Origin of the sequence: Pectobacterium sp. 1950-15, assembly GCF_037136835.1 — a bacterium.
Classification (GTDB): domain Bacteria; phylum Pseudomonadota; class Gammaproteobacteria; order Enterobacterales; family Enterobacteriaceae; genus Pectobacterium.
This window is the reverse complement of sequence record NZ_JBBBQR010000011.1, coordinates 38546-65292: the sequence shown is the minus strand read 5'-3', so window position 1 is coordinate 65292 and position 26747 is coordinate 38546. Positions and strand designations below refer to the sequence as shown.

The 26747-nt window shown below is 54.3% G+C and carries 25 protein-coding genes; 9 read left to right on the top strand and 16 right to left on the bottom strand.

The window, feature by feature from the left end; genetic code table 11:
• Positions 1-5: 5 nt before the first annotated feature.
• The 4 genes from livG to WCT94_RS13640 all read right to left on the bottom strand — a co-directional run bounded on the left by livG (position 6) and on the right by WCT94_RS13640 (position 4236).
• Positions 6-776 carry a high-affinity branched-chain amino acid ABC transporter ATP-binding protein LivG gene (gene livG, locus WCT94_RS13655; protein WP_336869994.1) on the bottom strand — a complete coding sequence of 257 codons (771 nt, stop codon included), beginning with the start codon at positions 774-776 and terminating at the stop codon, positions 6-8.
• Positions 773-2047, bottom strand: a complete 1275-nt coding sequence (locus WCT94_RS13650) for a high-affinity branched-chain amino acid ABC transporter permease LivM (RefSeq protein ID WP_336869993.1) — start codon at positions 2045-2047, stop codon at positions 773-775. The genes livG and WCT94_RS13650 overlap by 4 nt, the downstream gene beginning before the upstream one ends.
• Positions 2044-2970: a high-affinity branched-chain amino acid ABC transporter permease LivH gene (gene livH / locus WCT94_RS13645; RefSeq protein ID WP_012772848.1), complete on the bottom strand. Its 927-nt coding sequence runs from the start codon at positions 2968-2970 to the stop codon at positions 2044-2046. The genes WCT94_RS13650 and livH overlap by 4 nt, the downstream gene beginning before the upstream one ends.
• 153 nt (positions 2971-3123) lie before the next feature.
• Positions 3124-4236, bottom strand: a complete 1113-nt coding sequence (locus WCT94_RS13640) for a branched-chain amino acid ABC transporter substrate-binding protein (protein ID WP_336869992.1) — start codon at positions 4234-4236, stop codon at positions 3124-3126.
• Between the two features lie 404 nt (positions 4237-4640).
• On the opposite strand from WCT94_RS13640, the gene panM reads away from it, so the two are divergent.
• A complete protein-coding gene (gene panM, locus WCT94_RS13635) occupies positions 4641-5087 on the top strand; it encodes an aspartate 1-decarboxylase autocleavage activator PanM (RefSeq protein ID WP_336869991.1) in 447 nt (148 codons plus the stop codon).
• Between the two features lie 75 nt (positions 5088-5162).
• On the opposite strand, the gene rpoH is transcribed toward panM, so the two are convergent.
• The 4 genes from rpoH to ftsY all read right to left on the bottom strand — a co-directional run bounded on the left by rpoH (position 5163) and on the right by ftsY (position 9337).
• Positions 5163-6020 carry an RNA polymerase sigma factor RpoH gene (gene rpoH, locus WCT94_RS13630; RefSeq protein ID WP_012772845.1) on the bottom strand — a complete coding sequence of 286 codons (858 nt, stop codon included), beginning with the start codon at positions 6018-6020 and terminating at the stop codon, positions 5163-5165.
• Positions 6021-6352: 332 nt separating this feature from the next.
• Positions 6353-7321, bottom strand: a complete 969-nt coding sequence (gene ftsX / locus WCT94_RS13625) for a permease-like cell division protein FtsX (RefSeq protein WP_336869990.1) — start codon at positions 7319-7321, stop codon at positions 6353-6355.
• Entirely contained in the window at positions 7311-7982 is a 672-nt protein-coding gene (ftsE, locus tag WCT94_RS13620; protein WP_225086445.1) for a cell division ATP-binding protein FtsE, read from the bottom strand. Before ftsE ends, ftsX begins: the two co-directional genes overlap by 11 nt.
• Before the next feature lie 5 nt (positions 7983-7987).
• A complete protein-coding gene (gene ftsY / locus WCT94_RS13615) occupies positions 7988-9337 on the bottom strand; it encodes a signal recognition particle-docking protein FtsY (RefSeq protein WP_336869989.1) in 1350 nt (449 codons plus the stop codon).
• A 349-nt stretch (positions 9338-9686) separates the two neighbouring features.
• Here ftsY and rsmD point away from each other — a divergent pair, with 349 nt between their 5' ends.
• The gene (rsmD, locus tag WCT94_RS13610; protein ID WP_010306568.1) at positions 9687-10262 is read left to right on the top strand and encodes a 16S rRNA (guanine(966)-N(2))-methyltransferase; all 576 of its coding nucleotides are present in this window, start codon (positions 9687-9689) and stop codon (positions 10260-10262) included.
• 26 nt (positions 10263-10288) lie between these two features.
• Positions 10289-10567 carry a DUF1145 family protein gene (locus WCT94_RS13605; RefSeq protein WP_336869988.1) on the top strand — a complete coding sequence of 93 codons (279 nt, stop codon included), beginning with the start codon at positions 10289-10291 and terminating at the stop codon, positions 10565-10567.
• A 3-nt stretch (positions 10568-10570) separates the two neighbouring features.
• On the opposite strand, the gene WCT94_RS13600 is transcribed toward WCT94_RS13605, so the two are convergent.
• A complete protein-coding gene (locus tag WCT94_RS13600) occupies positions 10571-10930 on the bottom strand; it encodes a DUF2500 domain-containing protein (RefSeq protein WP_336869987.1) in 360 nt (119 codons plus the stop codon).
• The gene (locus WCT94_RS13595; RefSeq protein ID WP_012772838.1) at positions 10930-11250 is read right to left on the bottom strand and encodes a DUF1820 family protein; all 321 of its coding nucleotides are present in this window, start codon (positions 11248-11250) and stop codon (positions 10930-10932) included. Before WCT94_RS13595 ends, WCT94_RS13600 begins: the two co-directional genes overlap by 1 nt.
• 191 nt (positions 11251-11441) lie before the next feature.
• Here WCT94_RS13595 and WCT94_RS13590 point away from each other — a divergent pair, with 191 nt between their 5' ends.
• Positions 11442-12071 carry a lysoplasmalogenase gene (locus tag WCT94_RS13590; protein ID WP_336869986.1) on the top strand — a complete coding sequence of 210 codons (630 nt, stop codon included), beginning with the start codon at positions 11442-11444 and terminating at the stop codon, positions 12069-12071.
• 94 nt (positions 12072-12165) lie between these two features.
• A complete protein-coding gene (locus tag WCT94_RS13585; protein WP_336869984.1) occupies positions 12166-14529 on the top strand; it encodes a zinc/cadmium/mercury/lead-transporting ATPase in 2364 nt (787 codons plus the stop codon).
• 59 nt (positions 14530-14588) lie between these two features.
• Here the strand turns inward: WCT94_RS13585 and tusA are convergent, their stop codons facing one another.
• The gene (gene tusA / locus WCT94_RS13580) at positions 14589-14831 is read right to left on the bottom strand and encodes a sulfurtransferase TusA (RefSeq protein ID WP_012772835.1); all 243 of its coding nucleotides are present in this window, start codon (positions 14829-14831) and stop codon (positions 14589-14591) included.
• 216 nt (positions 14832-15047) lie between these two features.
• Between tusA and WCT94_RS13575 the strand changes: the two genes are divergently transcribed.
• Both WCT94_RS13575 and WCT94_RS13570 read left to right on the top strand, forming a co-directional pair.
• Entirely contained in the window at positions 15048-15725 is a 678-nt protein-coding gene (locus tag WCT94_RS13575) for a 7-cyano-7-deazaguanine/7-aminomethyl-7-deazaguanine transporter (protein WP_336869983.1), read from the top strand.
• 186 nt (positions 15726-15911) lie between these two features.
• Positions 15912-16478: a DcrB family lipoprotein gene (locus WCT94_RS13570; protein ID WP_012772832.1), complete on the top strand. Its 567-nt coding sequence runs from the start codon at positions 15912-15914 to the stop codon at positions 16476-16478.
• A 41-nt stretch (positions 16479-16519) separates the two neighbouring features.
• Here the strand turns inward: WCT94_RS13570 and WCT94_RS13565 are convergent, their stop codons facing one another.
• On the bottom strand, positions 16520-17719 hold the full coding sequence (locus WCT94_RS13565) for an MFS transporter (protein ID WP_336869982.1): 1200 nt from the start codon (positions 17717-17719) through the stop codon (positions 16520-16522).
• 128 nt (positions 17720-17847) lie between these two features.
• On the opposite strand from WCT94_RS13565, the gene yhjD reads away from it, so the two are divergent.
• On the top strand, positions 17848-18864 hold the full coding sequence (gene yhjD, locus WCT94_RS13560) for an inner membrane protein YhjD (protein ID WP_336869981.1): 1017 nt from the start codon (positions 17848-17850) through the stop codon (positions 18862-18864).
• Positions 18865-19011: 147 nt separating this feature from the next.
• The gene (locus tag WCT94_RS13555; protein ID WP_336869980.1) at positions 19012-19944 is read left to right on the top strand and encodes a sugar kinase; all 933 of its coding nucleotides are present in this window, start codon (positions 19012-19014) and stop codon (positions 19942-19944) included.
• Positions 19945-20011: 67 nt separating this feature from the next.
• On the opposite strand, the gene WCT94_RS13550 is transcribed toward WCT94_RS13555, so the two are convergent.
• The 4 genes from WCT94_RS13550 to bcsG all read right to left on the bottom strand — a co-directional run bounded on the left by WCT94_RS13550 (position 20012) and on the right by bcsG (position 26747).
• Positions 20012-21529 (bottom strand): M16 family metallopeptidase, encoded by a 1518-nt coding sequence (locus WCT94_RS13550; protein WP_336869979.1) that lies wholly within the window; start codon positions 21527-21529, stop codon positions 20012-20014.
• Positions 21530-21908: 379 nt separating this feature from the next.
• The gene (locus WCT94_RS13545) at positions 21909-23201 is read right to left on the bottom strand and encodes a dicarboxylate/amino acid:cation symporter (RefSeq protein ID WP_040032759.1); all 1293 of its coding nucleotides are present in this window, start codon (positions 23199-23201) and stop codon (positions 21909-21911) included.
• Between the two features lie 319 nt (positions 23202-23520).
• Positions 23521-24708 carry an adenylate/guanylate cyclase domain-containing protein gene (locus tag WCT94_RS13540; protein WP_336869978.1) on the bottom strand — a complete coding sequence of 396 codons (1188 nt, stop codon included), beginning with the start codon at positions 24706-24708 and terminating at the stop codon, positions 23521-23523.
• A 377-nt stretch (positions 24709-25085) separates the two neighbouring features.
• Entirely contained in the window at positions 25086-26747 is a 1662-nt protein-coding gene (gene bcsG, locus WCT94_RS13535) for a cellulose biosynthesis protein BcsG (protein ID WP_336869977.1), read from the bottom strand.

Here is a 26747-nt window from a genome sequence, read left to right as displayed (position 1 = left end):
AAACGTTATCCTTCACCCAGATAGGCACGAATGACATCCGGGTTGTTACGAATTTCAGCTGGAGTGCCCTGTGCCAGCGGCGTGCCCTGATTGACGACATAAATCCGGTCGGAAATCCCCATGACCAGCTTCATATCGTGTTCAATCAACAGCACCGATACCTGATGGCTATCGCGCAGTTCCGCAATCAGCTGATTTAACTCGTCAGTTTCTTTCGGGTTCAGACCGGCCGCAGGCTCATCCAGCATCAGTAGCTCAGGCCGCGTCACCATACAACGGGCAATCTCCAGACGGCGCTGCTGGCCGTAAGCCAGATTCCCCGCCTGACGGTTCGCTAAATCCAGCAGGCCGATACGCTCCAGCCACACCGCGGCACGCTCCTGCGCATCCGCTTCCGCACGACGAAAGCTCGGTGTTTTCAACAGCCCGGCAAACACGCCGCTTTTCAGGTGTTGATGCTGTGCCACCAGCAGGTTCTCCACCACCGTCATTTCACGGAACAAGCGAACGTGCTGGAACGTACGCACCACGCCCATGCGGGCAATGGCCTGTCCGGGTAACCCTTCCAGATGACGATCGCGCAGCATGATGGTGCCACCGCTCGGGCGATAAAAACCGGTCAGGCAGTTGAAGACCGTGGTTTTTCCCGCCCCATTCGGGCCAATCAGCGAAACGATTTCACCCGCATGAATATCCATTTCAACGTTGTTGACCGCCAGCAGGCCGCCAAAACGCATCATCAGACCTCTGACTGATAATAGTGGCTGCGTGCTCATGCTTGCTCTTCCTTCTTCGCGACTTTCAACTTCATCTCAGGACGCTTCATCGGCAGCAGGCCTTGCGGACGCCAAATCATCATCAGAACCATCAAGGCACCCAGCAACAGCATGCTGTATTCATTCAGATCGCGCATCAGCTCGCGAGACACCACCAGCAGGATTGCCGCGAGAATGACCGCAAACTGCGACCCCATCCCGCCCAGCACGACGATGGCCAGCACAAAGGCAGACTCGGCGAACGTGAACGATTCCGGGCTGACGAAGCCCTGACGGGCGGCAAACAGCGTACCGGCAAAACCTGCAAACGCGGCGCTGATAGTAAAGGCCGTCAGCTTGATGCGCGTGGGGCTCAGCCCCAGAGAACGACAGGCGATTTCATCATCGCGCAGCGCTTCCCAGGCACGGCCCAGCGGCATCCGCAGCAGGCGGTTAATCACAAACAGAGTCAACACAACCAACAGCAGCGCCACCAGATACAGGAAGATAATACGGTCGCTAGGGTCGTATTGCAGGCCAAAAAAATTGTGGAACGTATCCCAACCGCCATCGCGCGCGCTGCGGCTGAATTCCAGACCAAAGAAGGTTGGTTTAGGGATCTGGCTGATGCCGTTCGGGCCACCGGTAATTTCGGTGTTATTCAGCAACAGGATACGAACAATCTCGCCGAATCCGAGGGTCACGATCGCCAGATAGTCGCCGCGCAACCGCAGCACCGGGAACCCCAGCAGGAAGCCAGACAGCGCCGCCGTCATGCCCGCCAGCGGCAGACTTTCCCAGAAGCCCAATCCGTAATAGTGGTTCAGCAGCGCATAGGTATACGCACCAATGGCGTAAAACCCACCGTAACCCAATACCAACAGGCCGGACAAGCCAACCACCACGTTCAGCCCCAGACCCAGCATCACGTAAATCAGCGTGAGGGTGGCGATATCCACCGTACCGCGCGACACCAGAAACGGCCAGGCGATAGCGGCGATGATCAATGCCGCTGCCAATACTTTCTGCCGCGGCGTACTGCCATCAAAGCTCGGCAGCACCAGCGACGGCGCAGAAAATTTCTTGATGCTTTGCTGGAAGAACGGGCGGATCAGTTGGAAGAAGAACACCACGACGCAGCCTGCGCCAATCCAGTACCAGCGAACTTGATCGGCACCGCGCACCACCAGTTTGGTGCCATCCAGCGCCAACTGCATGCCCATTAAGAACGAGGCAAGCACCAGCAACATGAGCGCGGAAACCAGCGCGTTAAACAGGTTGAGCTGTTTCATACTTTCTCAACCTCCGGACGGCCCAGAATACCGGTAGGCATCACCAGCAGCACCACAATCAGCAGGGCAAACGACACCGCATCTTTGTATTCCGTGCTCAGGTACGCGGACGTCAGCGCTTCGGCTACGCCCAGAATCAGCCCACCGATCATCGCGCCAGGGATACTGCCGATTCCGCCCAGTACCGCCGCGGTAAAGGCTTTCATCCCGGCCATAAAGCCGATATAGGGGTTGATGACGCCATAAAACTGCCCCAACAGCACGCCTGCAACGGCGGCCATCAGCGCACCGATGACGAAGGTCAGGGAAATGACGCGATCGGTGCTGATACCCAGCAGGCTCGCCATTTTCAGGTCTTCCGCGCAGGCGCGGCAGGCGCGTCCCATACGGGAATAGCGAATGAACAACGTCAGGGCCAGCATGGCGAGGAACGTCACAATCCAGATGATCAGCTGCATAGAGCTAATGGTCGCGGCAAAGCCATTGCTTTCGCCCAGCACCCACTGGCCGGTCACCAGACTCGGCAGCGCAACATCACGCGAGCCCTGATTCAGGCTGACGTAGTTTTGCAGGAAAATTGACATCCCGATGGCAGAAATCAGCGCAATCAGGCGCTTTGACGTTCGAACGGGTCGATAGGCCACCCGTTCGATACTCCAGCCGTAGGCGCTGGAAATGACCACGGCGGCAATGAAAGCGGCGCCAATCAGCAGCCAGCCAGCATCGATGCCCATCATCATCAAGGCCGCAATCACAATAAAGGAGACATAACTACCGATCATATACACTTCGCCGTGTGCGAAGTTAATCATGCCGATAATGCCGTAAACCATGGTGTAGCCAATGGCGATCAGCGCATAGGTGCTGCCCAACGTCAGGCCGTTGAACATCTGCTGAAAAAAGTAAAGGAACTGCTCGGACATACCTTAACCTTAAATGCTGCCCCCGCGCCTTGCGGCAACGGGGGCTCGGTATTGAGGGATTATTATTGGTACACACTCAGCGGGCGGAGAATGCTCCTCACGCCAAAGAGGCAGACAACGGCGATTCATCCGTTATCCGCCCCGGCATGGTGATTATTTCACTGCGCTGGAGGTACCGTCTTTGTGCCACTCAAATACGCCAAATTCAAACCCTTTCAGGTCGCCTTTTGCATCCCAGCTTAATGGTCCCATTACGGTATCCACGGAGTTCGCTTTCAGATCCGCGACCAGTTTTTCCGGCTCATTGCTACCCGTACGCGCCATCGCGGTGGTCAGCGATTGCAGCGCAGCATAGGTTGTCCAGACAAACGGCCCAGTCGGGTCCAGCTTCTTAGCTTTCAGCGCATCCACAATCGGTTGGTTAGCAGGAACCTGATCGTAGCGCTTCGGCAGCGTGACCAGCATCCCTTCAGACGCATCGCCCGCAATGTTGGACAGTGAGGAGTTACCCACGCCTTCCGGCCCCATGAATTTGGTGGTCATGCCAGCCTGACGCGATTGGCGCAGAATCTGCCCCATTTCCGGGTAGTAGCCGCCAAAATACACGAAATCGACGTTCTCTTTCTTCAGGCGCGCAACCAGCGTAGAGAAATCTTTGTCACCCGCCGTCACACCTTCAAACAACACAACATTCGCACCGGCTTTTTTCAGGCTATCCTGAACAGAGCGGGCTAGGCCTTCACCATATTGCTGTTTGTCATGCACCACGGCGATGCGCTGCGGTTTGATGGTTTCAACGATGTACTTCGCTGCGGTTGGTCCCTGATCGGAATCCAGCCCCGTCGTACGCAGCACCATTTTGTAGCCGCGCGTGGTCAAGTCGGCATTAGTTGCCGCAGGCGTAATCATGATCACGCCTTCTTCTTCATAAATATCAGACGCAGGCTGCGTAGAGGAGGAACACAGATGGCCAATCACATAACGGATACCGTCATTGATGACCTTGTTCGCTACAGCAACCGCCTGCTTGGGGTCGCACGCGTCATCATATTCCACGCCAACCAGTTTGTTACCGTTTATGCCGCCTTTTGCGTTGATATCAGCAATCGCCTGACGCGCGCCGATGAATTCCATGTCGCCATACTGGGCAACCGGGCCAGACATCGCGCCAACAACCGCAACTTTAATATCGGCAGCACTGACCGCATGGCTAAACGCCGCAGCCATACAACCCATCAGCAATACTTTACCTTTACTGAATTTCATTCTTTTTACCCCATCTGTCATTATGGATATTGCCGAAAACCTGACCGCCTTCTGCCATAACCTGCTATTTTCTTATAAGTAAGAAAGGCTTAGGTTATTATTAGTAATAGTTTCTAATAAGGCTTTATTTTTCATATTATTAAACAGGAATATTATGCTGCAAATCAACTCACATTGTCAGAAACAAGCGGAGCAAACAGCACAAAACACCAGATGCAAAATCCAGCATTTAATTTATATATAGTCAGATATTCTACTTTGTGCATTAATTGTTGATGGATTACTCGAAAAACAAAGAATGAGAAAAACATTTGCCCTATTAACCATAACACCCAAATTACACAACCGTTCCACTACAAAACAACTACATTATTCTTCACTCATATGATGGAGTGCCGATAAAAATGAAACTCACCGTCGAATGCCTCACCCAATTCAGCCCCCAGGACAAAATTGACCTGGCGAAAATCTGGCCGCATCAAAATATTGATTTGCTCGAAGCAGAACTCACTCCCAATCAACGATTGTTTGTTGCTCGTTTTAACGATCGACTACTCGGTGGCGTACTGGTTGAGATCGAAGGGGAGTATGCAGAGTTGAGCGACTTGATGGTAAGAGAAGTCACACGCCGACGTGGGGTAGGAAAACTTTTAATTGATGAAGCGTTCCGTCAACTTCCCGAAGTTAAAGAGTGGTGGCTAGCGACCGCTGACTACGCGGCGATCAAAGAGGAAGTGCTGGCGCGGTTTATGGTGTCCTGTGGCTTCTCACCGGTATCCGGCGGCTGGCGCTATATTCGCAGAAAGGAAACACCGCTGATTCTTGACGAAATCAACTCAGATAAACCATAGCCCAAGCCTGACATCAGACAAAAACAAAACGACCGGGCATTACCCGGTCGCTACAGAAAGAGACGATGAGAGTGATTACGCTTCTATCGCCGCTCGCAGTTTTTTCATCGCATTCTTTTCTAACTGACGCACACGCTCGGCGGAAACACCGTATTGATCGGCCAGTTCCTGCAAGGTGGATTTGTTGTCATCATCCAGCCAACGGGCGCGGATAATGTGCTGGCTACGTTCGTCCAGCCCTTCCAGCGCGTAGGTGAGCTTATCCGCCGCATGCGTGTCCCAGTTATCTTCTTCAATGCCGTCGGCAAAGTCAGACGATTTATCCTGTAGGTAAAGCATCGGCGACATCGCCTTGCCGTCGTGCGAATCTTCTTCCGGCGTTGGATCGAACGTCATGTCCTGCGCCGCCATACGGGATTCCATCTCGCGCACGTCCTTGCTGGTCACGCCAAGTTCACGCGCCACCAGTTCGACTTCATCCTGATTAAACCAGCCGAGACGCGTTTTCGTCTTCCGCAGGTTAAAGAACAGTTTACGCTGTGCTTTGGTGGTCGCGACTTTCACAATACGCCAGTTACGCAGCACGTATTCGTGAATTTCTGCTTTGATCCAGTGCACGGCGAAAGAAACCAGACGCACGCCCACTTCAGGGTTAAAGCGACGTACCGCCTTCATCAGGCCGATGTTCCCTTCCTGAATCAGGTCCGCCTGCGGCAGGCCGTAGCCGGAATAGTTACGGGCAACGTGAATAACAAAACGCAGGTGTGACAGAATCAGGTGCTTAGCCGCATCCAGATCGCCCTGATAATGCAGCCGTTCAGCCAGCGCCCGCTCTTCCTCCGCCGTCAGCATCGGATAGGCATTGGCGGCACGAATATACCCTTCCAGACTGCCCTGGGGAACTAAGGTGAAAGTTTGCATATCTTTGGTCATTCAACCCTCTCAGTTGCTCTACTCGTCATATTGCAGTCGACTATCTTAGCACTGCTTCGCCGCATCGTTTTGCGCGAAAATGGCAAAACACGACATCTTTAAAACGTATTTACTCAAATCCTAAAATCTGTCTATTCAGACTGTGATTTCGCTCGCAAGTTCCTATCATTTTATTCACCTCCTGCCAGAGATCAAGCAGGGAGAAAACGAACCGTTAACGCACGAAAAACCAAGGGGAAAACGCAGCGGGAAGCGCAAAGAAGAGATGTCGCTGAGGAGATTTCCCCTGCAATACGGTCTGAATTACAGGGGATAATTATACCAGAAAACGCTTACTGTGGTGTAAAACGGCGTAAATGTTGCACGGTAGCCAACCAGGCGGCCAGCCAGCCAATCATGCCAGCGATTAACAGCAGCAACAGAGACTCATCCCAGCTCAGCCCTTTAACGGCGAACGTCGTACCAAAGACGGACGCCACCTGTGCCACCACCGCATCCAGCTTCCAGATCAGCGCCTGCGACAGAATCAGCGATAGCACCGCGCCACCGACGCCCATTGCCGCGCCACCATTCAGGAAAGGACGCAGAATAAACCCGTCCGTCGCGCCAATCAGCTTCATTACGTTGATGGTTTCACGGCGGCTGAAAATGCTCAGACGCACGCTGTTACCGATCACCAAAAAGACGGCAACAATCATCAAAATGCCAATCGTCGCGGAAATTTGCCCGACCAGATTGGTCAGCGCCACCAGCCGTGCAAACCAGCTGTCGTCCATCCGAACTTCCTCCACGCCCTGCGTCGCCGCCACGCGATCGCGCAGCGTCGTCAGCGTGGTGGAATCCTGAAAGCTCATTTTCGGCGTGATAATCGCCACCGCCGGCAGCGGATTCTCTTCCAGCATATCCAGCGCGCCGCCAAAGCCAGACCAGTTGCGGAACTCGCCCATCGCTTCATTGCGCGACAGGTAATTGACTTTATCAACGCCGTCTTCAGATTGAAGCTGCGTGACCACCGCCTGCGCCGCATTGTCATCCAGTGATTTATCCAGATAGACCGTTAGCTGAGGCGAGGGATACCACTGTGTAGCAGCCTGACTGACGTTTTTCCACACCAGATAGCAAATGCTGGGCAATGCCAACGAAATGGCGATCACCATGACGGTCAGGAAAGTCGCCAGCGGCTGGCGCAGCATATCAGCCAGCGTATTCGTCCAGGCATAGCGCCACTGTTCCTGCCAGCCGCCGCGCAACGCTTTCGATTTTGCAGCAGGCTTTTTCGCATTACGGACGTTATTCGCCATCGTGGTTTCCCCCCACCATGCGGCCATCCGACAGCGTCAGCACACGGTAATTACGGCGGGCGATCAGCCCGGTATCATGCGTCGCCATCAGGACGGTAACACCGACGCGGTTGAACTCTTCAAACAGGCGTAAAATGCCTTCTGACAACGCGTCGTCCAGGTTGCCGGTCGGTTCATCCGCCAGCAACACGGCGGGTTTGTTCACCACCGCGCGCGCAATGCCAACGCGCTGCTGTTCACCGCCAGACAGTTGGATAGGGTAATTTTTCGCTTTATCCAGCAGGCCAACCTTGTCCAGTGCGGCGGATACCCGACGACGGATATCCTCACTGCTGGCACCCGCGATGATGAGCGGCATCGCGACGTTGTCATAGACTGTACGTTCCATCAGCAGATGGTGATCCTGAAAGATCATGCCGATCTGACGCCGCAGGAACGGGACTTCGCGTTTTTTCAGGCGGCTGATATTGTGACCGCCAAACAAAATCTGCCCCGCGCTGGGACGTTCAATGCCACAAATCAGTTTCAGCAGGGTGCTTTTCCCTGCGCCAGAATGGCCGGTCAGGAACGCCATTTCCGCGGGGCGCAGATGGAAATCCACCCCTTGCAATGCCTGACGCCCACCGAGGTAAGCTTTACTGACCTGTTCAAAACGAATCATCCGTTTTAATCCTCTCGGGCAAAAAGTGCCTCAATAAAATCGTCGGCCTTGAATGGCCGTAAATCATCAATGCCTTCCCCTACCCCAATATAGCGGATAGGAATCGCGAACTGGTCGGCAATGGCGAAAATCACCCCGCCTTTCGCGGTGCCATCCAGCTTCGTTAGGGTTATACCCGTCAGCCCAACGGCTTCATTAAACAATTTGGCCTGACTCACCGCGTTCTGCCCGGTGCTCGCATCCAGCGTCAGCATCACTTCATGCGGCGCGTCTTCGTCCAGCTTCTTCATCACGCGCACAATCTTTTTCAGTTCTTCCATCAGGTGCGCTTTGTTCTGCAAGCGACCGGCGGTATCCGCGATCAGGACATCCACGCCGCGCGCTTTCGCTGCCTGAATTGCATCAAAAATCACCGACGCCGAATCCGCACCCGTATGCTGTGCCACCACCGCCACGTTATTGCGCTGTCCCCAGACCTGGAGCTGTTCGACCGCCGCCGCACGGAAGGTATCCCCCGCCGCCAGCATCACGGATTTGCCCTGCGCCTGAAACTGGCGCGCCAGTTTCCCGATGGTGGTGGTTTTACCCACGCCATTAACGCCAACCATCAGAATGACATAAGGCGTTTTGCCTTCGATATTCAGCGGGGCATCCACCTTAGCAAGAATCTCCGCCATTTCGTCTTTCAGCTTCACAAAAAGCGTATCAGCATCTTTCAGTTGGCGGCGGCTGGCGTGCTCTGTCAGGCTGGTGATGATTTTACGGGTCGTTTCGACCCCCACATCCGCAACCAGCAGTTGTTCTTCCAGCTCATCAAACAGATCGTCGTCGATTTTCTTACCGCGAAACAATCCGATAAATCCTGAACCGAGGTTCTGGCGCGTTTTTACCAGACTGCGTTTCAAGCGAGCGAAGAAACCTTCTTTCGTCGGACGTTCCTGCTCTTGCGCAACAACCGGAACCGCCTCTGGCTGCGCAAGTTCTTGTTCTTCGTATTCGTGTTCTTCCTGCTGCACGACATCCGGCTCTGCCTCAGTCGCTGTCGCACTTTCGGCGATCTCGGTCTGCACGATCGGATCAGCGACATCCCGATCGAGAACGTCATGATCGATCGGGTCACGATCGTCGGTTGCGGAAATAATGGGGGTAGAAACGACAGGCGCTTCCGGCAGCGGTTTCTCTACCTGCTCCGGCGCGTGCTCAACGGTCTGGTGAGCCGATGCAGCGGCATCCGACTCCGCCGCTGGCGGCTGTTCTTCCACAACCGGCGTCTCTTGCGGCTGCTCTTGTTGTTTTTCTTCCTGTTTCCCTAATCCCAGCCAGGAAAAAAAACCGCGCTTCTTTTCTTTTGACATGTGCGATCGCGCTCCACGCTGCTCACCGCAGCGAATCAATCAATGAAAATCATATTTAAACAACAAGTTTAACACTTTCCTGCCGACAGCAACACGCAGCCAACGGGAGCAATGCCAGACAATTCTCCGCGCGGCCAACAATCTTCGTAACGAAAGGCAATGTCCGTAACGAAGTGTGTCAAACGCGGCGTGTTACCGGAAGGCCGCAGACCGCACAAAATTTTGGCTTAAGCGCCTTAACATCCATCTTAACATTCCCTCTACACGTAACCGCCGCTAGAATAGCGCCAGAAATTTCCTGCCCGTATCCACACCATGATGATGCGGCACAACAATAACCCTGTGAGCTATGGCTAAAAAAAACGCATCGTCAGCCGCCGGACAAATCCGAATCATCGGTGGTCAATGGCGCGGCAGAAAACTTCCGGTTCCTGATAGCCCCGGTTTACGTCCCACCACCGACCGCGTGCGGGAAACGCTGTTTAACTGGCTGGCTCCCGTCATCCAACAGGCGCGCTGTCTGGACTGTTTCGCTGGCAGCGGCGCGCTCGGGCTGGAAGCCTTATCTCGTTATGCCGCTCACGCCACATTATTGGAAATGGAGCGTGCGGTCGCCCAGCAATTAACGCAAAATCTGGCGTTACTTCGGGCGGAAAATGCCGAGGTGGTCAATACTGATGCCCTGAGCTGGCTGGCGAAGCCGGGCACGCCATTTGACGTCGTGTTTCTCGATCCGCCGTTTCGTAAAGAACTGCTGAATAACACGCTTGCCCTGCTGGAACAACAGGGTTGGCTGGCGCCAGATGCGTGGATTTACGTGGAAACCGAGGCGGAAAATGCGCAGCTGACTATCCCAGAAAATTGGCAACTGCACCGCGAGAAAATTGCCGGTCAGGTCGCCTACCGTTTGTACATCCGTCAGTGATCTTCGCAGCGACGTAAGGGTAAGAGATGATTTTGATTAACCTTGGCAGGCTACTGATGCTGGGCGTGTGGGGATTTTTGTTGCTCAACCTGATTCAGCCGTTTCCCAGGCCGTTGAATATCTTCATGACCGTGGCGATGGTGTTTATGATCCTGATGCATGGTTTTCAACTGCTGCTGTTAAAATCCAGCCAGCCGAAAGACAGCCCCGTGCTGAACCGCGCACTTCAGGCACGTATTTTCCTTTTTGGCGTGTTTGAACTGCTGGCGTGGCAGAGAAAGCAGCCTAAGCCGCCGAAGTCGTAACCGCTACTTCTGCTGGGGCACAAAGCGGATAAAGCGCGTGCCCTTTAGCTGCAACGATCCCTGCATTCCAGTATCAAGCTGGTGATAATCCGCGTTTTCAAGGCGTAGCGTGATAGTCGCGCCACCGGCAATCGGCCTGAACGTGACCTCATAAAGCATATCCTCTACGGCCATCAGTTGATGCTCGCGCGCGCGCCGACGATTACGGGGGAACTCACGTTTGTGTTTCACCTCTGCGGCCACAATACGCAGAGGCGCCGCGTCATTCTGCGCGTCCCTCTGGCGTTGACGTCGATACTGCCGCGCCGCCAGCACCAAAATCGCGCCAACGGCCAACGCCAACAGCCAGGGGAAGTCATTCATCAGGGTTTCTTGCCAGGAAGATAAGGGAACGCGGTAACGTTATCGCCCAAATCAGAAATGCGGGCGCTGCCTTTTTCCGTCACGGCATCAATACGAATGATCGCCTGTAGCGGGATGAAACTGCGGCTAACGCCGGAAAATTCCGTTTTCAGTTTCTCCGTTGACGGATCAACCAACACCGCAGACTGGCTATCAAACACGAAGTCGGCAATTTCAATAAAACCGAACAGGCTGCTCTGCACCAACTCACGCACGTAAAGCTGGTAATTCTTACCGTTATTTATAAATTGAATACGATAAAGCGCGGATTCGCTACTCATTCAACACAATGCTCCCTTCGAGACGTCACGGCGCCCATCTACAATAAAAACAGGCGATAACATAACATGAAGCTCACAGAAGTCGCATCCGTCTCACGACGCGTTGTTTAACTTCCTCACAATCCCCTACACTGAATAAAGAACGGCTTATTTTTATCCTGACACAAACAAAAACACAAAAAGGACACGCTATGCTTTGGTCATTTATTGCTGTACTTTTTTCTGGTTGGTTGTATGTGGACGCCAGCTACCGTGGCCCAACGTGGCAACGTTGGTTATTCAAACCGGTCACGATGCTACTGCTGTTGGCTTTGGCCTGGCAGACGCCGCTGCTTGGCGTGCCGGGCTATCTGATTGTGCTGGGGCTGCTGGCAACGCTGGTCGCAGATACCCTGTTGCTGCTGCCGACTCAGCGCCTGCTTTACGCGTTTGGTGCCTATTTCCTCTCCCATTTGCTGTACACCGTTAGCTTCTTTACCGGACAAATCGCGCTTACTTTCTTCTGGCCGCTGGCATTAACACTCGTCATTCTGGCTGCAATCTTGATCGCGATTATCTGGGGACGATTGGACACACAGCGCTGGCCCGCCTGCGCATTCATCATCATAACCACGCTGATGGTCTGGATTGCCGGCGAGCGGTATTTTGCGCTGGGAACAAACGCAAATTTCTCTCTGCTGACGGGTACGGTACTGCTGTTTATCGCCCACGCAGCCTGGCTGATTCACCATTACCGTTTTCCGTTCCGCGCCCATCAGGCGATTGTGGCAGCGGGCTATTTTGGCGGCCATTTCCTGATTGTCCGTTCCCTCTATTTCTAACGTTTACGCCGCTCACGAAAATCTGGCTAAGCGTTGAACAGCGGTGTAAAGTTCCTGATGAGAATGGCTATCACTAATCACCCAGGAGGAAGACATGCACTCTCATCAGCACCACAGCGCTGAGAAATCAGCCTGCTGCAATAACAGCGTTCACCACGCGCCACGCAGCACCGCACACAGCACCAAAAGCTGCTGCAACGAGCACGCGCAGCATTCGAACCACGCCGACCACAGCTGTTGTTCAACCAAACACACCTCTGACGCCGCAGTACAGAGCGTCTGCGGCACAGAGCAGCACTCGTCAGACAGCGGCGGCAGCGCGGATTCAGACGACCCCGACGGCGGAGACAGCGACAGGCCCCGATCCAACCAGCGTTTTAGCTGGAAAATCAGCGGGATGGATTGTCCCAGCTGCGCACGTAAAATCGAAAATGCAGTAAAAAATCTCACCGGAATTGAACAAGCCAAAGTGCTGTTCGCCACCGAAAAACTGGTTGTTGATGCCTACACCGACATTCGTCCTCAGGTTCAACATGCCGTCCAGCAAGCGGGCTTTACCTTGCAGGACACCGCACTCCCCGTCGTTCCCCCGAATACATCTACCGTGCGTCGTTTCGTGCACGAATATGGTTTCTTACTTCTTTTCACTTTGCTGGCTGCTGCAAGCTGGGGGCTTTCCCTGCTCAGCGAGCGTAGCGGGCAGATCGCGTTTATCGCGACCACGATTGTCGGATTGATGCCAATCCTGAAAAAAGCGATACAACTCATTCGCACAGGCACCCCCTTCGCGATTGAAACGCTGATGAGCGTGGCTTCCATCGGGGCACTCTTGATTGGTGCCACCACCGAAGCGACGGTCATTTTGCTGCTGTTTATGCTGGGCGAATATCTGGAGTCTTACGCGGCCAACCGCGCACGACGGGGCGTAACGGCACTGATGGCGCTGCTTCCCGAAGACGCCACGGCGATCGTCAACGGGCAACGGCGTCTCGTGCCTGTCGCCAGTCTGGTTCCCGGCGATGTGATTGAAGTCGCGCCCGGCGGACGTCTTCCCGCCGATGCGGAGCTTTTGAACAGCGATGCCAGCTTTGATGAAAGCGCCCTGACCGGCGAATCGGTACCCGTTGAGCGCACACCCGGTGAAAAAATTGCCGCTGGCAGCCTGTGTGTCGATCGGGTTGTGCAGTTGCGCGTGGTTTCACAGCCGGGCAACAGTGCGATCGACCGCATTCTGCAACTGATAGAAGAAGCGGAAGAACGCCGTGCGCCGATAGAACGCTTCCTCGATAAGTTCAGCCGCTATTACACGCCGGCCATCATGCTGCTGTCGCTGCTGGTAATTCTGGTGCCGCCGTTGCTGCTGGCACAGTCGTGGCAAGAGTGGATTTATCGCGGTCTGACGCTGCTGTTAATCGGCTGTCCGTGTGCGCTGGTGATCTCAACACCTGCGGCGATTACGTCCGGGCTGGCTGCCGCAACGCGCCGTGGGGCGCTCATTAAAGGCGGTGCGGCGCTGGAATCGCTGGGTAGTATCAAGACTATCGCGTTTGACAAGACGGGGACACTAACGGAAGGCAAGCCGCAGGTAACGGACGTGTTACCCGCCGCAGGCATTAGCGAAACGGCGCTGCTGACGCGCACCGCCGCCGTGGAATCCGGTTCACACCACCCACTTGCCAAAGCCATCGTCCAGCATGCGTTATCCAGCAGCACATTCCTGCCGCTGGCGGAAAACCGTAAAGCGCTAGCGGGCGTCGGGGTTGAAGGCACGATAGGCGGCAAGCGGATTCAGGTCAGTGCGCCGACTCGCGTTGCCCCCGATCTGCTCGATGCCGATTGGCCGCAACAGATTGACGCGCTGGAAAACGAAGGGAAAACCGTCGTAGTCGTACAAGAAGACGACAGGTTGCTGGGGTTGCTGGCACTCAGCGATACGCTACGCCACGATGCGCGTGAAGCGTTGGATGCCTTGCAGCAGTTGGGGATCCGTGGCGTGATGCTTACAGGCGATAATCCCCGCGCGGCAGCAGCGATTGCGGCAAGATTAGGGATCGATTACCGCGCCAGCTTGCTCCCTGCCGATAAGGTCACGGCGGTCAGCGATTTAAGCAAGCAGCATCCCGTGGCGATGGTCGGCGACGGTATCAACGATGCTCCGGCAATGAAAGCTGCAACGATCGGCATTGCGATGGGCAGCGGTACGGATGTCGCGCTGGAAACCGCCGATGCAGCCCTCACGCACAGCCGTCTGACCGGATTGGCTGCCATGATTAGCCTGTCGCGGGCCACACAGCGTAACATTCGTCAGAACATTACTATCGCGCTGGGGCTGAAAGCGGTCTTTCTGGTCACCAGCATTCTGGGTATTACCGGGCTGTGGCTGGCGGTGCTGGCCGATTCCGGCGCAACGGCGCTGGTCACCGCCAACGCGTTGCGGCTCTTGAGAAAACAGGACTAATCGCAGTCTACGGTGCGCGGTGCAACGCCGCGCACCTGCGGCTGGAAGTATGACGAGTATTACCCTTTGCGCAGCAGATACCGATAGGGAAGCTGTTCGGTCTCCTGTGCCAAAAGCTCATGCTCCATGAACACGCAAAAACCGGGAATATCGCGGGTGGTGGCCGGATCGTCGGCAATAATCAGCAGCGTTTGCCCGGTTTCCATCTGGCGTACCGTCTTACGCACCATCATTACAGGTTCAGGGCAACGCAGTCCCTGTGCATCAAGGGTTTTATCCGGATTGGTAAAGGGATCGGTCATCAACGTTCTCAGTACAGGAATCAAAAAACCGCCTTAGTTTACGCTGAGGATTTCCCGACGCAAGCGACGACAACGTTTGCGCAGAAAACAACCATCTTTTCCTGGCAAAACACATTGCATTAACGAAGCAATTGCGTATTATGCCGCCGCGTTGCAGCATAAATCTGCACGTTATCTCTTGGGTTCCCTAACCCCAATAACCAAAAAGGTCACATTATGTATCGTTTTACTCCCCAGCAGCGGCTTACGGCGCTGATCTGGCTATCGTTGTTCCATGTCCTGATCATTACGTCGAGTAATTATCTGGTTCAGCTCCCGGTCTTGATTTTCGGTTTCCATACCACCTGGGGCGCGTTTACCTTTCCGTTTATTTTTCTGGCTACTGACCTGACGGTACGGGTTTTCGGTGCACCGCTGGCGCGTCGTATCATTCTGACCGTAATGGTGCCTGCACTGGTGATTTCCTATCTGGTTTCATCGCTGTTTTATCAGGGATCGTGGCAGTCGTTCGAAGCATTAAGTCAGGTGAATATCGTCGTGGCACGTATCGCCTGCGCCAGTTTCATGGCCTATGTTTTGGGTCAGATTCTGGATGTTCACGTCTTCAATCGCCTGCGCCAAAATCGTGCATGGTGGGTCGCTCCAGCCGTGTCGACCGTGTTTGGTAATTTCAGCGATACGCTGGCCTTTTTCTTCATCGCGTTTTACCACAGCACCGATGCCTTCATGGCTGCAAACTGGGTCGAAATTGCGATGGTGGACTATGCCTTCAAACTGCTGATCAGCCTGGCATTCTTCCTGCCGATGTACGGCGTGATGCTGAACATGGTACTCAAACGTCTGAGCGAGCAAAAAGGCTCGGCCGACTACCGTTCCGTCAGCAGCCACCATTAATGCCAATCGGGCGGCTATTTACGCCGCCCTTTCCTCTTAAGTCACTCATCGTTTTGTAAAAATAACGCAGGTTCCCACAACGGTTTGCAACAACAAAATGCTTGTTTTTGCTATCTGAATAGGGTGCCATAGTGTTATTACCTGTTTCAAAAGATGACCTGTTCAAAAACGAGAGAAAGGGATCCCATGTCGAATGTAATCAAATACCTCGGTGTCGGCTTGCTTGTCGGCCTGCTTGCTGCCTGTGATGGCAAAACGGATGACGCCGCAAAAGCGGGCGCGCAAGATAAACCTGCCGCAGAAGCCAGCGCGGGTCAGAATATTGAATTAATGGAAGGCAAGATTGCGTTTACTCTGCCAGCCGATATGCGCGACCAGAGCGGAAAAGTGGGAACGCAGGCGAACAACATGCATGTTTACGCCAATGACAATGGACAGAAAGCGGTCATCGTAATTCTGGGCGACAACACCACGGAAGAACTGACCGTGCTGGCGCAGCGTCTGGAAGATCAGCAACGCACGCGTGACGCCAATCTTCAGGTCGTGACCAACAAAACCATCGACGTTGACGGCAAGAAGCTGCAACAGCTCGACAGCATTATCACCAGCAGCGGGCAGCAGGCTTATTCCTCTGTCGTGCTGGGCAAAGTGGAAAACCAACTGCTGACGTTGCAGATCACGCTGCCAGCCAGCAATCAGCAACAGGCACAGAGCGAAGCGGAAGGCATCATCCACACGCTGAAGCTGAAATAATCGACGTGACTGCCGGACAGTAGCCACTGCGGTGGCTGCTGTTATTCTTTGACTGCCGGACGCTGAGTCAGTCGCCACGTCAGCGCCAGGCCGCATAGCCCTAGCAGCGCCGCCGCCAGATAAATAGAGGCGATGCCGGTATAGGCCATCAGCACCCCCGCCACTGGCCCGACGATGCCCAGCGATAAATCGAGAAATATCGTATAGGTCGCCAGTGCGCTGCCCTGATTCTGCGGCGATACGGCCTGGACGGCGACAACGCCTAATGCCGGGAACACCAGAGAGAAGCCAGCCCCCGCGAGGAATGCGCCGATTTCCGCCATCAGTGGCTGCGTCGCTCCCCAGACCAACAGCAACCCCACGATCTCAACCACAAAGCACGCCATCGCCACGCGCAATCCGCCAAATCGCTGAATACTGTTAGGAAATACCAGCCGTGCGCCGACAAAAGCACAGCTGAAAATCGTCAGCGTCAGCGCGGCACCTTCCCAGTTCCTATCGGCATAAAACAGCGTAATAAAGGTGGCGATCACGCCAAAACCCGCAGAGGCGATCGCCAGAATAATGCCGTAAACCCAGACTTTCCCCAGCACTTCGCGGAAGGGAATTTTTTTCCCCGGCGCAACCTGCACCGCCGGGCGCGGCAGCGCAAGAACAATCGCCACCGCTGCGATCAGGATAATGCACACGGAGAGCAGTTTTAGCCCACCGATATGGTTGAGCCAAACACCGAGCGGTGCGCCAATCGCCATCGCGCCATAGGTAGCAATACCATTCCATGAAATCACACGCCCGATGTGTCGGGAACCCACCACGCCAACGCCCCAGAGCGTCGCGCCAGTCCCGGCAAAACTCTGTCCGGCCCCCAGAACGATACGCCCGAGACACAATAGCAGCAGCGTAATCACCGGTGAGGCGTCGCTAAAGGCGGCCAGCAGGTAAAACACCCCGCTCAGCATGACGCCAGCCAGTCCCCAGACAACGATTTTCTTCGGCCCTTTTTCATCAGCACTGCGACCCGCATGGGGACGGCTCAATAGCGTGGAGAAGTATTGCAGGCTGATCACCAGCCCGGCCCAGAACGCGCTATAGCCAAGGTGATCGTGCACGTATCCCGGCAGCACCGCCAACGGCAGACCAATATTCAAATAGCTGGCGAAGTTGAACGCCACAATTGAAACGATGCGCAGATTAAGGCGCAGACCGCTCAGCGCTGGCTCGGATGGGGAAGGTGTTGGCATAGAAATTCACTCGCTTAACGTCCGTGTATGACGTACGTTCAGAAAAACATCTAAAAGTAACATTCTTATATTGTTGGTTATAATCAACCTTATGCTAATAAATTAATCCCGAACACAGGAGAAACGCAATGCCTGTACCGGCAGACCCGGATCGCAAATCAACATCGTCAACCCCAGAAAGGGACACATCGCCGCAGAAACCCCTCTCGTTTCTGGGCAAGAGCAAACGTCTGGCCGCACGTATTCAGGCAATTCCCAGCGTGGCGCACCTGATCCGCGCGGGCGAACGTTTCAATGATCGCATGGGCAACCAGTTTGGCGCGGCGATTACCTACTTTTCCTTTCTGTCGCTGATCCCGATTCTCATGGTGTCTTTTGCCGTCGTCGGTTTTGTGCTGGCCTCCAACCCTGACCTGCTGACGGGGCTAATTAACCGCATCGTTAACAGTATCAGCGATCCTAATCTGGCTAATACGCTGAAAAATACCGTCAACACGGCCGTGCAGCAGCGTACCACCGTCGGGATTACCGGTTTGCTGATCGCGCTCTATTCCGGCATTAGCTGGATGGGAAACCTGCGTGAAGCGATTCGCGCCCAGTCGCGCGATGTGTGGGAACGGAACCCGAAAGACGAAGAGAAGATTTACTTTCAGTACACGCGGGATTTCCTGTCGCTAACTGGCCTGGTCATTGCGCTGATTATTACGCTTTTCCTGACTTCCGTTGCCGGCACCGCGCAAAACATGATTGTAACCGCGCTGGGGCTAGATGGCATCGAGTGGTTGCGCCCCGCGTTGACGCTGATTGCCCTGTCGATCTCCATCTTCGCCAACTATTTGTTATTTCTGTGGATATTCTTCGTTCTACCGCGCCATAAACCCAAGCGCAAAGCGCTCTTTCGCGGTACGCTGATCGCCGCCGTGGGCTTTGAAGTCATCAAATTCGCGATGACCGTCGCGCTGCCTAAACTGGCCAGCTCGCCTTCCGGCGCCGCGTTCGGTTCGGTTATTGGCCTGATGGCGTTCTTCTATTTCTTCGCTCGTCTGACGCTCTTCTGCGCCGCCTGGATCGCAACAGCGAACTATAAAGGTGACACCTCAACAGATCAGAGTGAACAAGAGAAAGCGCCGCCCTCACCTCGCTAAAAGCAGCGGGAAAGCACTGGTTTTCCGATCTGCGTCATGAAAAAATAAAACATCGTTTCAAGACTATTGACTCAGTCTCGCGTAATGTTGAGACTGACGTTAATTTCCGCATTTTTTATACCCAGCTTTTCAAACAGGCCAAAAGTGATGACAACTACTAACATTGCCGTAATCGGCGAATGCATGATCGAACTGTCGCAGAAGGGCACGGATCTTAACCGTGGATTTGGCGGCGATACGCTGAACACTGCCGTTTACATTGCCCGTCAGGTAAACGCCGATAAGCTGGGCGTGCATTACGTGACCGCACTCGGCACCGATAGCTTCAGTACCGAAATGGTTGCCGACTGGCAAAAAGAAGGGGTGAAAACCGACCTGATTCAGCGGCTGGATAACAAGCTGCCTGGTTTATACTTCATTGAAACCGACGCGAGCGGCGAGCGTACGTTCTACTATTGGCGTAATGATGCCGCTGCCCGCTACTGGCTGGATAGCCCGGAAGCAGAAAAAATCGGTCAGTCACTGGCACACTTTGACTATCTCTACCTGAGCGGCATCAGTCTGGCGATTCTGAACGCCGAAAGCCGTCAACGTCTCCTCGCCCTGCTGCGCGCCTGCCGCGCCAACGGCGGTAAAGTGATTTTTGATAACAACTATCGCCCACGTCTGTGGCAGAGCAAGGAAGAGACGCAACAGGCTTATACCGACATCCTGTCCTGTACCGATATTGCTTTCCTGACGCTGGATGACGAAGACATGCTGTGGGGCGCGAAGCCACTGGAAGCGGTGTTGGAGCGGACGCACAATCTGGGCGTTAGCGAAGTGGTCATTAAACGCGGTGCGGATTCCTGCATCGTGTCAGAACGTGGACAAGCGCTGGTTGATGTCCCGGCAATCAAATTGCCAAAAGAGAAGGTAGTCGATACCACCGCAGCGGGCGACTCCTTCAGCGCAGGCTATCTGTCAGTGCGTCTGAATGGCGGCAGCACGCAGGAAGCGGCACAGCGCGGCCACCTGACGGCCAGCACGGTCATTCAATACCGTGGCGCGATTATCCCGCTTGAGGCAATGCCTGCATAAACAGGCTGTCGCGTGATAATAAGTAAAAGGCCGCAATCGCGGCCTTTTCTATTTACGAATTACTGGTTCACTGTGCGGCGGGAGCGGTTTCCTGCGGTTTTGCTCCTTCAGGAACGGCCCCTTCAGGTGCAGCAGCCGCCGCGCTGGCAACAGGCTCGGTCACTGGCGTCATAATCCGGTCGTAGGCTTCCTGCAACGCCTTCATATTCGCTTCCGGCTCGCCGGGCTGTTGGATCAGCATCAGCGTCGTATCCTGCACCAGCTGCTGGTGCAGTTCCTGATTCAGCATATCGAGCGTCAGCGCAGACAGATAGCTCTGGCGCAGTTTCTGATACTGCTCAGGGGCAATATCGACGACACCGTTTTGCTGAGAGCGCAGGCGCTGATCCATCAGGATGTCAGTGCTGGTACGCGCATAAGTGGCAAACAGCTTATTCAGTTCATCTGTCTTGCGCGCGATTAGCGCATCAAACTCTTGCTGTGTCAGCCCTTTTTCACGCAGCGTCGCCAGCTCACGCGCCATAAACGTCACGCCCGACTCAACACCCTCGCTATTCGGTACATCCATATGAATCGCACACTGAGAACGGGTATAAAACACATTGCAATCGAAGCGGAGATTGTTGCCCTTCTGCGGGCTCTTCTCCAGCACCTGCTGCAAGTGCCAGAACATCGCTTCCCGCGTCATATCGCCCAGCCAGTAGCGAACCAGCGCCTGCGATTCACGAATCGGGTGCCACGGGGCATCCCACATCAGCGACACCGTATCCTGCTGGACGTTGTTGTTCATCAGGCTGATCGCCTGCGTCGGCAGCGGGCTTAACGTCGGTAAGGGCGCTGGCGCTTCACGCTTCCCTTCCAGCGGAGAGAAGACTTTCCCGATCTGTTCGATCACGCTGCGGTTATCCACATGACCAACGATGTAGAGCGTCATCGCATCTGGCGTGTACCAGGTTTTATAAAATTGTTGGAGTTGCTCGCCATTTAATGGCGGTTTGACGTCTTGAGCAGGATCGTGCGCCAGCAGGGGCGAGCCTTTCAGGCGATAGCGCCAGCTCGGATCCTGTGGGTTAATCGGAAAAGTTGCCACCTGATCGGGCACCTTCAGCGCAGCCTGTAGGCTTTTTTCGTCGAACGTCATCCGCCCTGCGCTTTCCGCCAGCCACGTCAGCGCTTCTTTCAGCAGCTCGGGACGGTTGTTCGGCAAGCTCAGATTATACGACGTGAAATCGTACGAGATAATGGCCGGAGGCAGGACGCGGGAACCGTTAGCGTCGCGCATCCACATGGATGGTCGCTGGGCTGCCGACAATTTATCGCCGGGCGCTAAGGCCAGACGAGGAAGAAAATGGGCAAAACCTACCTGCTGGGCGTTTTCCAGCAGCGACCCGGCATTAACAACCAGACGCAGCTCAACCCGATCGCCGGGGCGCTGTGGTGTGGTTAATAACTGCCAGGTAAAACCATTATCAAGCTTACCCTGCTGCCAGGCAGGATCGGGCTGTAGTGCTTCAGCCTGCACGCCGCTGCTGACCACGGTCAGCAACAAACCACCAACGAAAAGCGCCTTTTTGGTGCCCTGCATGTGAACCCCTACTCATAGCTATCCAACATAATAATGTGGTTATTGTTGATCATTATGGTGACCTTGCGTCTGTCACCGCACACTCTCGTGGATATATCACGGAAAAAAATTGAAGACGCGAAGTGTACCATTCCCTTAGACCGCACGCTTTTGTCTATGTCACTCCAGGAGGCGAAATAATCTGCAAAAAAGGCAAAAATAGTCATATTTAACAATATTTTTACGTTCCATGGCGGGTAAGAAAAGCGGGAGAGGCAATTTGCTTTGGCTCGTTGACAGGCAAAAAAATTCCCCACGGTGCGTTAACACCGCAGGGAACTGATTTAGCAAGCTATACCGGAATGCTCACGGCAACCGGAATGATAACTGCATGCTGGAATTACGACTGCGCCGTCGGCGTGGCCGCGTTATCGTTTTTATTGGTGCCGGATAGCTCAGCATCCAGTTTCTTCTCATCCAGCTCGCGGCAATATTTCGCTACCACGATAGTCGCAACGCCGTTACCAATCAGGTTGGTCAACGCACGGGCTTCTGACATGAAACGGTCAATACCCAGAATCAGCGCCAGACCGGCAACAGGCAGGTGACCCACCGCAGACAGCGTTGCCGCCAGCACGATGAATCCACTTCCCGTCACGCCCGCTGCACCTTTAGAGGACAGCAGCAGTACCACCAGCAGGGTAATCTGATGCCAGATGTCCATGTGGCTGTTGGTCGCCTGAGCGATAAACACCGCCGCCATCGTCAGATAGATAGAGGTACCGTCAAGGTTGAACGAGTAGCCAGTAGGAATAACCAGACCGACGACAGATTTTTTACAACCGACCTTCTCCATCTTCTCCAGCATACGTGGCAGCACGGATTCAGAAGAGGACGTCCCCAGAACGATCAGCAGTTCTTCACGGATGTAGCGAATGAATTTGAAGATACTGAAGCCCGTCGCTTTGGCAATACTGCCCAGCACCAGGAAGATGAACAGAACACAGGTGATGTAGAAGCAGGCGATCAGCTGTCCCAGTTGCACCAGCGTACCGACACCATATTTACCGATGGTGAAGGCCATTGCACCGAACGCACCCAGCGGAGCCAGTTTCATGATCATGTTAATGACGCCGAAAATGACCTTGGAGAAGCTGTCGATCACGTCAAAAATCACTTTGCCTTTTGCCCCTAAGCGGTGCAGCGCAAAGCCGAACATCACAGCAAACAGCAGAACCTGCAAGATATTACCGCTGGCAAACGCGCCGACCACACTCGCCGGGATCACGTCCATCAGGAACGGAATCAGACCCTGTTGCGAAGCCTGTTGGGTATAAACCGCCACCGCAGACGCATCAAGCGTACTTGGATCGATGTTCATGCCCGCGCCAGGTTGCACGATGTTAACCACGACCAGGCCAATAATCAGCGCAATCGTACTCACGATTTCAAAATACAGCAGGGCGACCGCACCAGTACGACCGACCGACTTCATGCTTTCCATTCCTGCGATACCGGTAACTACCGTACAGAAGATAACCGGCGCAATAATCATTTTAATTAATTTAACAAACCCATCGCCCAGAGGCTTCATTTGCTCGCCAAGCTGGGGGTAGAAATGCCCCAACAGTATCCCTATCGTAATGGCGGCAAGAACTTGAAAATAAAGACTTTTAAAAATTGATGTTTTCATACATACGTCCTATGGTGGGGAAAACACAGGAGGGGAATAGGGTACGAAAATGCCGCCTGTGATTGCGCCGGAAAGTAACATTGCAATAACAAGCTGAGAATGTTTTATAAGTTTAGTTTGTGAACGACAGGTTAAAAACAAGAGCTGAATCACGTCAGCAAGAATTATAAAGAAACATCAATGCAATTTACTTGTAACAGATGCACATTTTTGCAGCAGAATAATCCTCTTAAAAACCGCTCAATCCCCCGTCATACGGGGAAGACGCGCTTCAGGAAACCCATCGACAAAAAGTAACATTTACGTTACCTGTGAATATTCAGGAAGACGCGTTGAGGCAATGAATGCCGCGTTTCTTATCGCGTCGCGCCAGCTGCATGGCAAAACGCGCCTGTGACAACAGCAGCGCTGCCGCCTCTGGTCGAGGATCGGTAATAGTGAGGATACCCACGCTGACAGCCCGTTCAGGCTGGGTGTCCGCAGGTAAAAAAGGCAGGTTAATCGCCAGCATGACATGTTGTGCCCAATCCTGCGCTTGCCCAGCGGATTCCAGCGTTTTCCCGATGAAGGCGAATTCATCACAATCGAGACGTGCCAGATAGGTGGCCCCTGCCTCCTCGTGTTGTTCTTCAATCACCGCGCTAAGCTGCGTAGCCAGTGTGGTCATATCGCCCTGCTTCGCGGCTGAGGCATCAAGCCCAAAAACCAGCAGACTGAAAGGGGTAGCATCGGCCAGACGCTGTTCTAAGCGTCGCATAAAATGCGCTTTATCCGGCAGCGCGCCCCCTTCCGTTCCGGCAGCAAGAGACTGCTCCAGCAGTTGTTGATTACGGTTGTAGCTGCGCACCAGCGCACCCAGCTCATCGTCCTGATGCCAGGGCGGCAACGTAAGCGGACGGTGGAGCATGGCGTCCGGCGGGATATTCTGTAACTCGATAATAATCCCACGCAGCGGGTGTATCAGCAGGCGGTTCATGCACCAGGTAATGGCAATCGACATAATCAACGCCAGCAGCAGATACGTCGCCAGCATGGTTGAAAAAGTGCTGACGATAAATTGATACATCCGGTAGGAATCCGCCTGCAAGACCAGATGTGCCAGCGGCGCCGAATACTGCGTCTGCGGCGGGGAATAGAGTGGAATAGAAATACGGATCGGTAGCCTGAATACCCGCGCGATCCAGTCTGGCACCGGACGTTCTTTCGGGAAATTTGCGTGCAGCGTCTGAAAATCATCCGGCAGCAGCACATCTGCCCGGCTCAGAAAAGCAACGGGTAATAGGCTGTCCAGAATATTGCCCGCCCGCTGTACTTCACCTTGCAGCACCGCATCCGTCAGCGGTTGACGCACGGAATAGGCGATGCTCTCCAGCTGTTTGGCATAGTCTTCACGGCGCTGATGAACGAAGTGAAAGAGCTGTATGACGATAAACAGGCTGATCGTCACCAGTGCCACGGCAGACACGGCTGTCATCTGTTTAATCGTTAATGAACGTCTGAGCCGCAAGCGCTTTCTCCGTCAACCTTTATGCAGACCTGAATACCTGACCCACCAAACAAAAAACAGGTGAGCAATACGCAACGCAAAAACACGCCGCAACACGAATGACACGCGGCAACGCCGTTATACACGGCGAACTGTTACACGCGACGCATAGTATAAGGCAGCTTATCGCCGCCTTAACGCTGTTTTCTACAGATATTCGGGGGATTTCATCTTAATCCTAGGCTCCCCCCGGCAACCGCGGTAATGCGGCCTCAGGATAGGGTATATCCCCTGCATAAGCCAGTGCGGCTATGCGGTAGCAGACAGAAGGTGGCGAACGCCGCCGGGAGAAGAATCGGGCAAGCGTTTCGCCTGCCCGATCGCGTCACAAGATGAGGTTATTGCGGGTACGGCACCCAGTCTCCGCCGTTCAGACGAATGTAGGGTTTTCCCTGATATTGCATCACGATAGCGTTCTCATTTTCCGAAATCGCTTCCGTTTGCGGCAGTGCGCTCGTCAGCGTTTGCCAATCGACAGAAGGGGCGGTGAACACTTTGCCATCCACCATTCGCGCCACCAGTTCCGAAATCGCCAGGTAGCTGCTCGGCGACGTAATCTCCAGCGCGTTGCCCTGATGCGGCGCCTGTAGGCCAAACAGTTTCACACCGACGGGAATATGCGTGATGCTCGGGCTGGGAATATCGCGCAGCCCAGACATTTGCATCTTATCGCCGGCCAGCGCCGCGCCGTGCTCCGGCACCACAATCACCATGACCTTGCGGCCGGATTTTTGCAGCTCGTCAAAAAACGCATCCAGTTGGTCAAACAGAATCTTCGCGCGTGGCGCATAGTCCGCCGACTGGTTGGTACCGACAAAGCGGTTGCCGTCATGCAGCGGAATCAGGTTAAAGAAGGTCGCATTGCGCGTCGTCGTCGCTTTATCCCGCCCACTCAGCCAGCGATTTAACAGCTCCAGATCGTTATAAATCGGCTCGCCATCGAACGAGGTAATCTGGTGGCTGATGCCCTCCTGCGACAGCATCGGGATCTGAATATCGCCCTCTTCACGCACCTCACGCAGGTAATTACCAAAGACGCCAGAGTGATCGAGCATCAGCTGTTCTTCAAATCCCAGCTTCACCAAATTGCTAAACAGGTAGCACTGTTGATTCACCGGCTGGTACAAATCCGTGTGGGACTGCTGGCCGCAGCTTGCGCGCAGCAGGCGAATAGATGCCGGTCCGCTATAGGCGGTAGCAGAGTTAAACTGACGGAACAGGATATCGAACTTCTTCCACAGCGGGTGATTGCCCAATTGCGCGACTTCCAGATCCGACCACGACAGCGAACAAATATTGATAATCAGGAGATCAAAAGGCTGAGCATCCTGCGGCAATGCGGTAGGGAACACCGTGGTTCGCGCTTTTTCTCGCGTATAGAACTGGTTCAAATAAGCCGTTAGGTTCGCGTTCGTTGGCGGTAATGTCGCTTCGGGCAACGCGGCATCTCCTCCCACTGGAGACGCCGCCGCCGAGGGGACGGACGTCGTCGATGCCGCGGGCATCAGCGACACAGCAGGCCCCGCCAGATTGACGATGTTTAACCACGCCAGCGCCGCCACGGTAAACACCGTAATACGAATCCACTGCGCGAAAAACAGGTAAGCCACGCTAATGACCACCGCCGCACCGACCATTTGCCAGTTAATGAAGCGATTTAACAGCTCCAGCAAGTAGGCTGCGCTAAAGCCAGCAACCTGTGTTCCCTGACTGAGAATGCTGTTGATGCCCGGCAGCCAGGTATCGTGGTAAAACAGCCCAATACCGAGCGGGATAGCAATAATATGCCGCCAGCGGTGCAGCGTGACGTTGGGGATCGGGAACAGCAGAAACGCCAGAAAGACCAGATTAAGCAGCGGATGAAAATTCAGGTAGCCAAACCATAGCAGGGCAAATTTCAGCAAAAAATACAAATTCCAGGCACCGAGTCCACGCCAGTAGCGCCATAGGTTCTGCTGTTTTTGCGTATGATTTTGCTGAGTACGTGTTTTTTCGTCCAT

What these genes read in the sequence shown, in the direction of transcription:
- livG (WP_336869994.1), bottom strand. Translation starts at nt 776, where the DNA reads ATGAGCACGCAGCCACTATTATCAGTCAGAGGTCTGATGATGCGTTTT.
- WCT94_RS13650 (WP_336869993.1), bottom strand. Translation starts at nt 2,047, where the DNA reads ATGAAACAGCTCAACCTGTTTAACGCGCTGGTTTCCGCGCTCATGTTG.
- livH (WP_012772848.1), bottom strand. Translation starts at nt 2,970, where the DNA reads ATGTCCGAGCAGTTCCTTTACTTTTTTCAGCAGATGTTCAACGGCCTG.
- WCT94_RS13640 (WP_336869992.1), bottom strand. Translation starts at nt 4,236, where the DNA reads ATGAAATTCAGTAAAGGTAAAGTATTGCTGATGGGTTGTATGGCTGCG.
- panM (WP_336869991.1), top strand. Translation starts at nt 4,641, where the DNA reads ATGAAACTCACCGTCGAATGCCTCACCCAATTCAGCCCCCAGGACAAA.
- rpoH (WP_012772845.1), bottom strand. Translation starts at nt 6,020, where the DNA reads ATGACCAAAGATATGCAAACTTTCACCTTAGTTCCCCAGGGCAGTCTG.
- ftsX (WP_336869990.1), bottom strand. Translation starts at nt 7,321, where the DNA reads ATGGCGAATAACGTCCGTAATGCGAAAAAGCCTGCTGCAAAATCGAAA.
- ftsE (WP_225086445.1), bottom strand. Translation starts at nt 7,982, where the DNA reads ATGATTCGTTTTGAACAGGTCAGTAAAGCTTACCTCGGTGGGCGTCAG.
- ftsY (WP_336869989.1), bottom strand. Translation starts at nt 9,337, where the DNA reads ATGTCAAAAGAAAAGAAGCGCGGTTTTTTTTCCTGGCTGGGATTAGGG.
- rsmD (WP_010306568.1), top strand. Translation starts at nt 9,687, where the DNA reads ATGGCTAAAAAAAACGCATCGTCAGCCGCCGGACAAATCCGAATCATC.
- WCT94_RS13605 (WP_336869988.1), top strand. Translation starts at nt 10,289, where the DNA reads ATGATTTTGATTAACCTTGGCAGGCTACTGATGCTGGGCGTGTGGGGA.
- WCT94_RS13600 (WP_336869987.1), bottom strand. Translation starts at nt 10,930, where the DNA reads ATGAATGACTTCCCCTGGCTGTTGGCGTTGGCCGTTGGCGCGATTTTG.
- WCT94_RS13595 (WP_012772838.1), bottom strand. Translation starts at nt 11,250, where the DNA reads ATGAGTAGCGAATCCGCGCTTTATCGTATTCAATTTATAAATAACGGT.
- WCT94_RS13590 (WP_336869986.1), top strand. Translation starts at nt 11,442, where the DNA reads ATGCTTTGGTCATTTATTGCTGTACTTTTTTCTGGTTGGTTGTATGTG.
- WCT94_RS13585 (WP_336869984.1), top strand. Translation starts at nt 12,166, where the DNA reads ATGCACTCTCATCAGCACCACAGCGCTGAGAAATCAGCCTGCTGCAAT.
- tusA (WP_012772835.1), bottom strand. Translation starts at nt 14,831, where the DNA reads ATGACCGATCCCTTTACCAATCCGGATAAAACCCTTGATGCACAGGGA.
- WCT94_RS13575 (WP_336869983.1), top strand. Translation starts at nt 15,048, where the DNA reads ATGTATCGTTTTACTCCCCAGCAGCGGCTTACGGCGCTGATCTGGCTA.
- WCT94_RS13570 (WP_012772832.1), top strand. Translation starts at nt 15,912, where the DNA reads ATGTCGAATGTAATCAAATACCTCGGTGTCGGCTTGCTTGTCGGCCTG.
- WCT94_RS13565 (WP_336869982.1), bottom strand. Translation starts at nt 17,719, where the DNA reads ATGCCAACACCTTCCCCATCCGAGCCAGCGCTGAGCGGTCTGCGCCTT.
- yhjD (WP_336869981.1), top strand. Translation starts at nt 17,848, where the DNA reads ATGCCTGTACCGGCAGACCCGGATCGCAAATCAACATCGTCAACCCCA.
- WCT94_RS13555 (WP_336869980.1), top strand. Translation starts at nt 19,012, where the DNA reads ATGACAACTACTAACATTGCCGTAATCGGCGAATGCATGATCGAACTG.
- WCT94_RS13550 (WP_336869979.1), bottom strand. Translation starts at nt 21,529, where the DNA reads ATGCAGGGCACCAAAAAGGCGCTTTTCGTTGGTGGTTTGTTGCTGACC.
- WCT94_RS13545 (WP_040032759.1), bottom strand. Translation starts at nt 23,201, where the DNA reads ATGAAAACATCAATTTTTAAAAGTCTTTATTTTCAAGTTCTTGCCGCC.
- bcsG (WP_336869977.1), bottom strand. Translation starts at nt 26,747, where the DNA reads ATGGACGAAAAAACACGTACTCAGCAAAATCATACGCAAAAACAGCAG.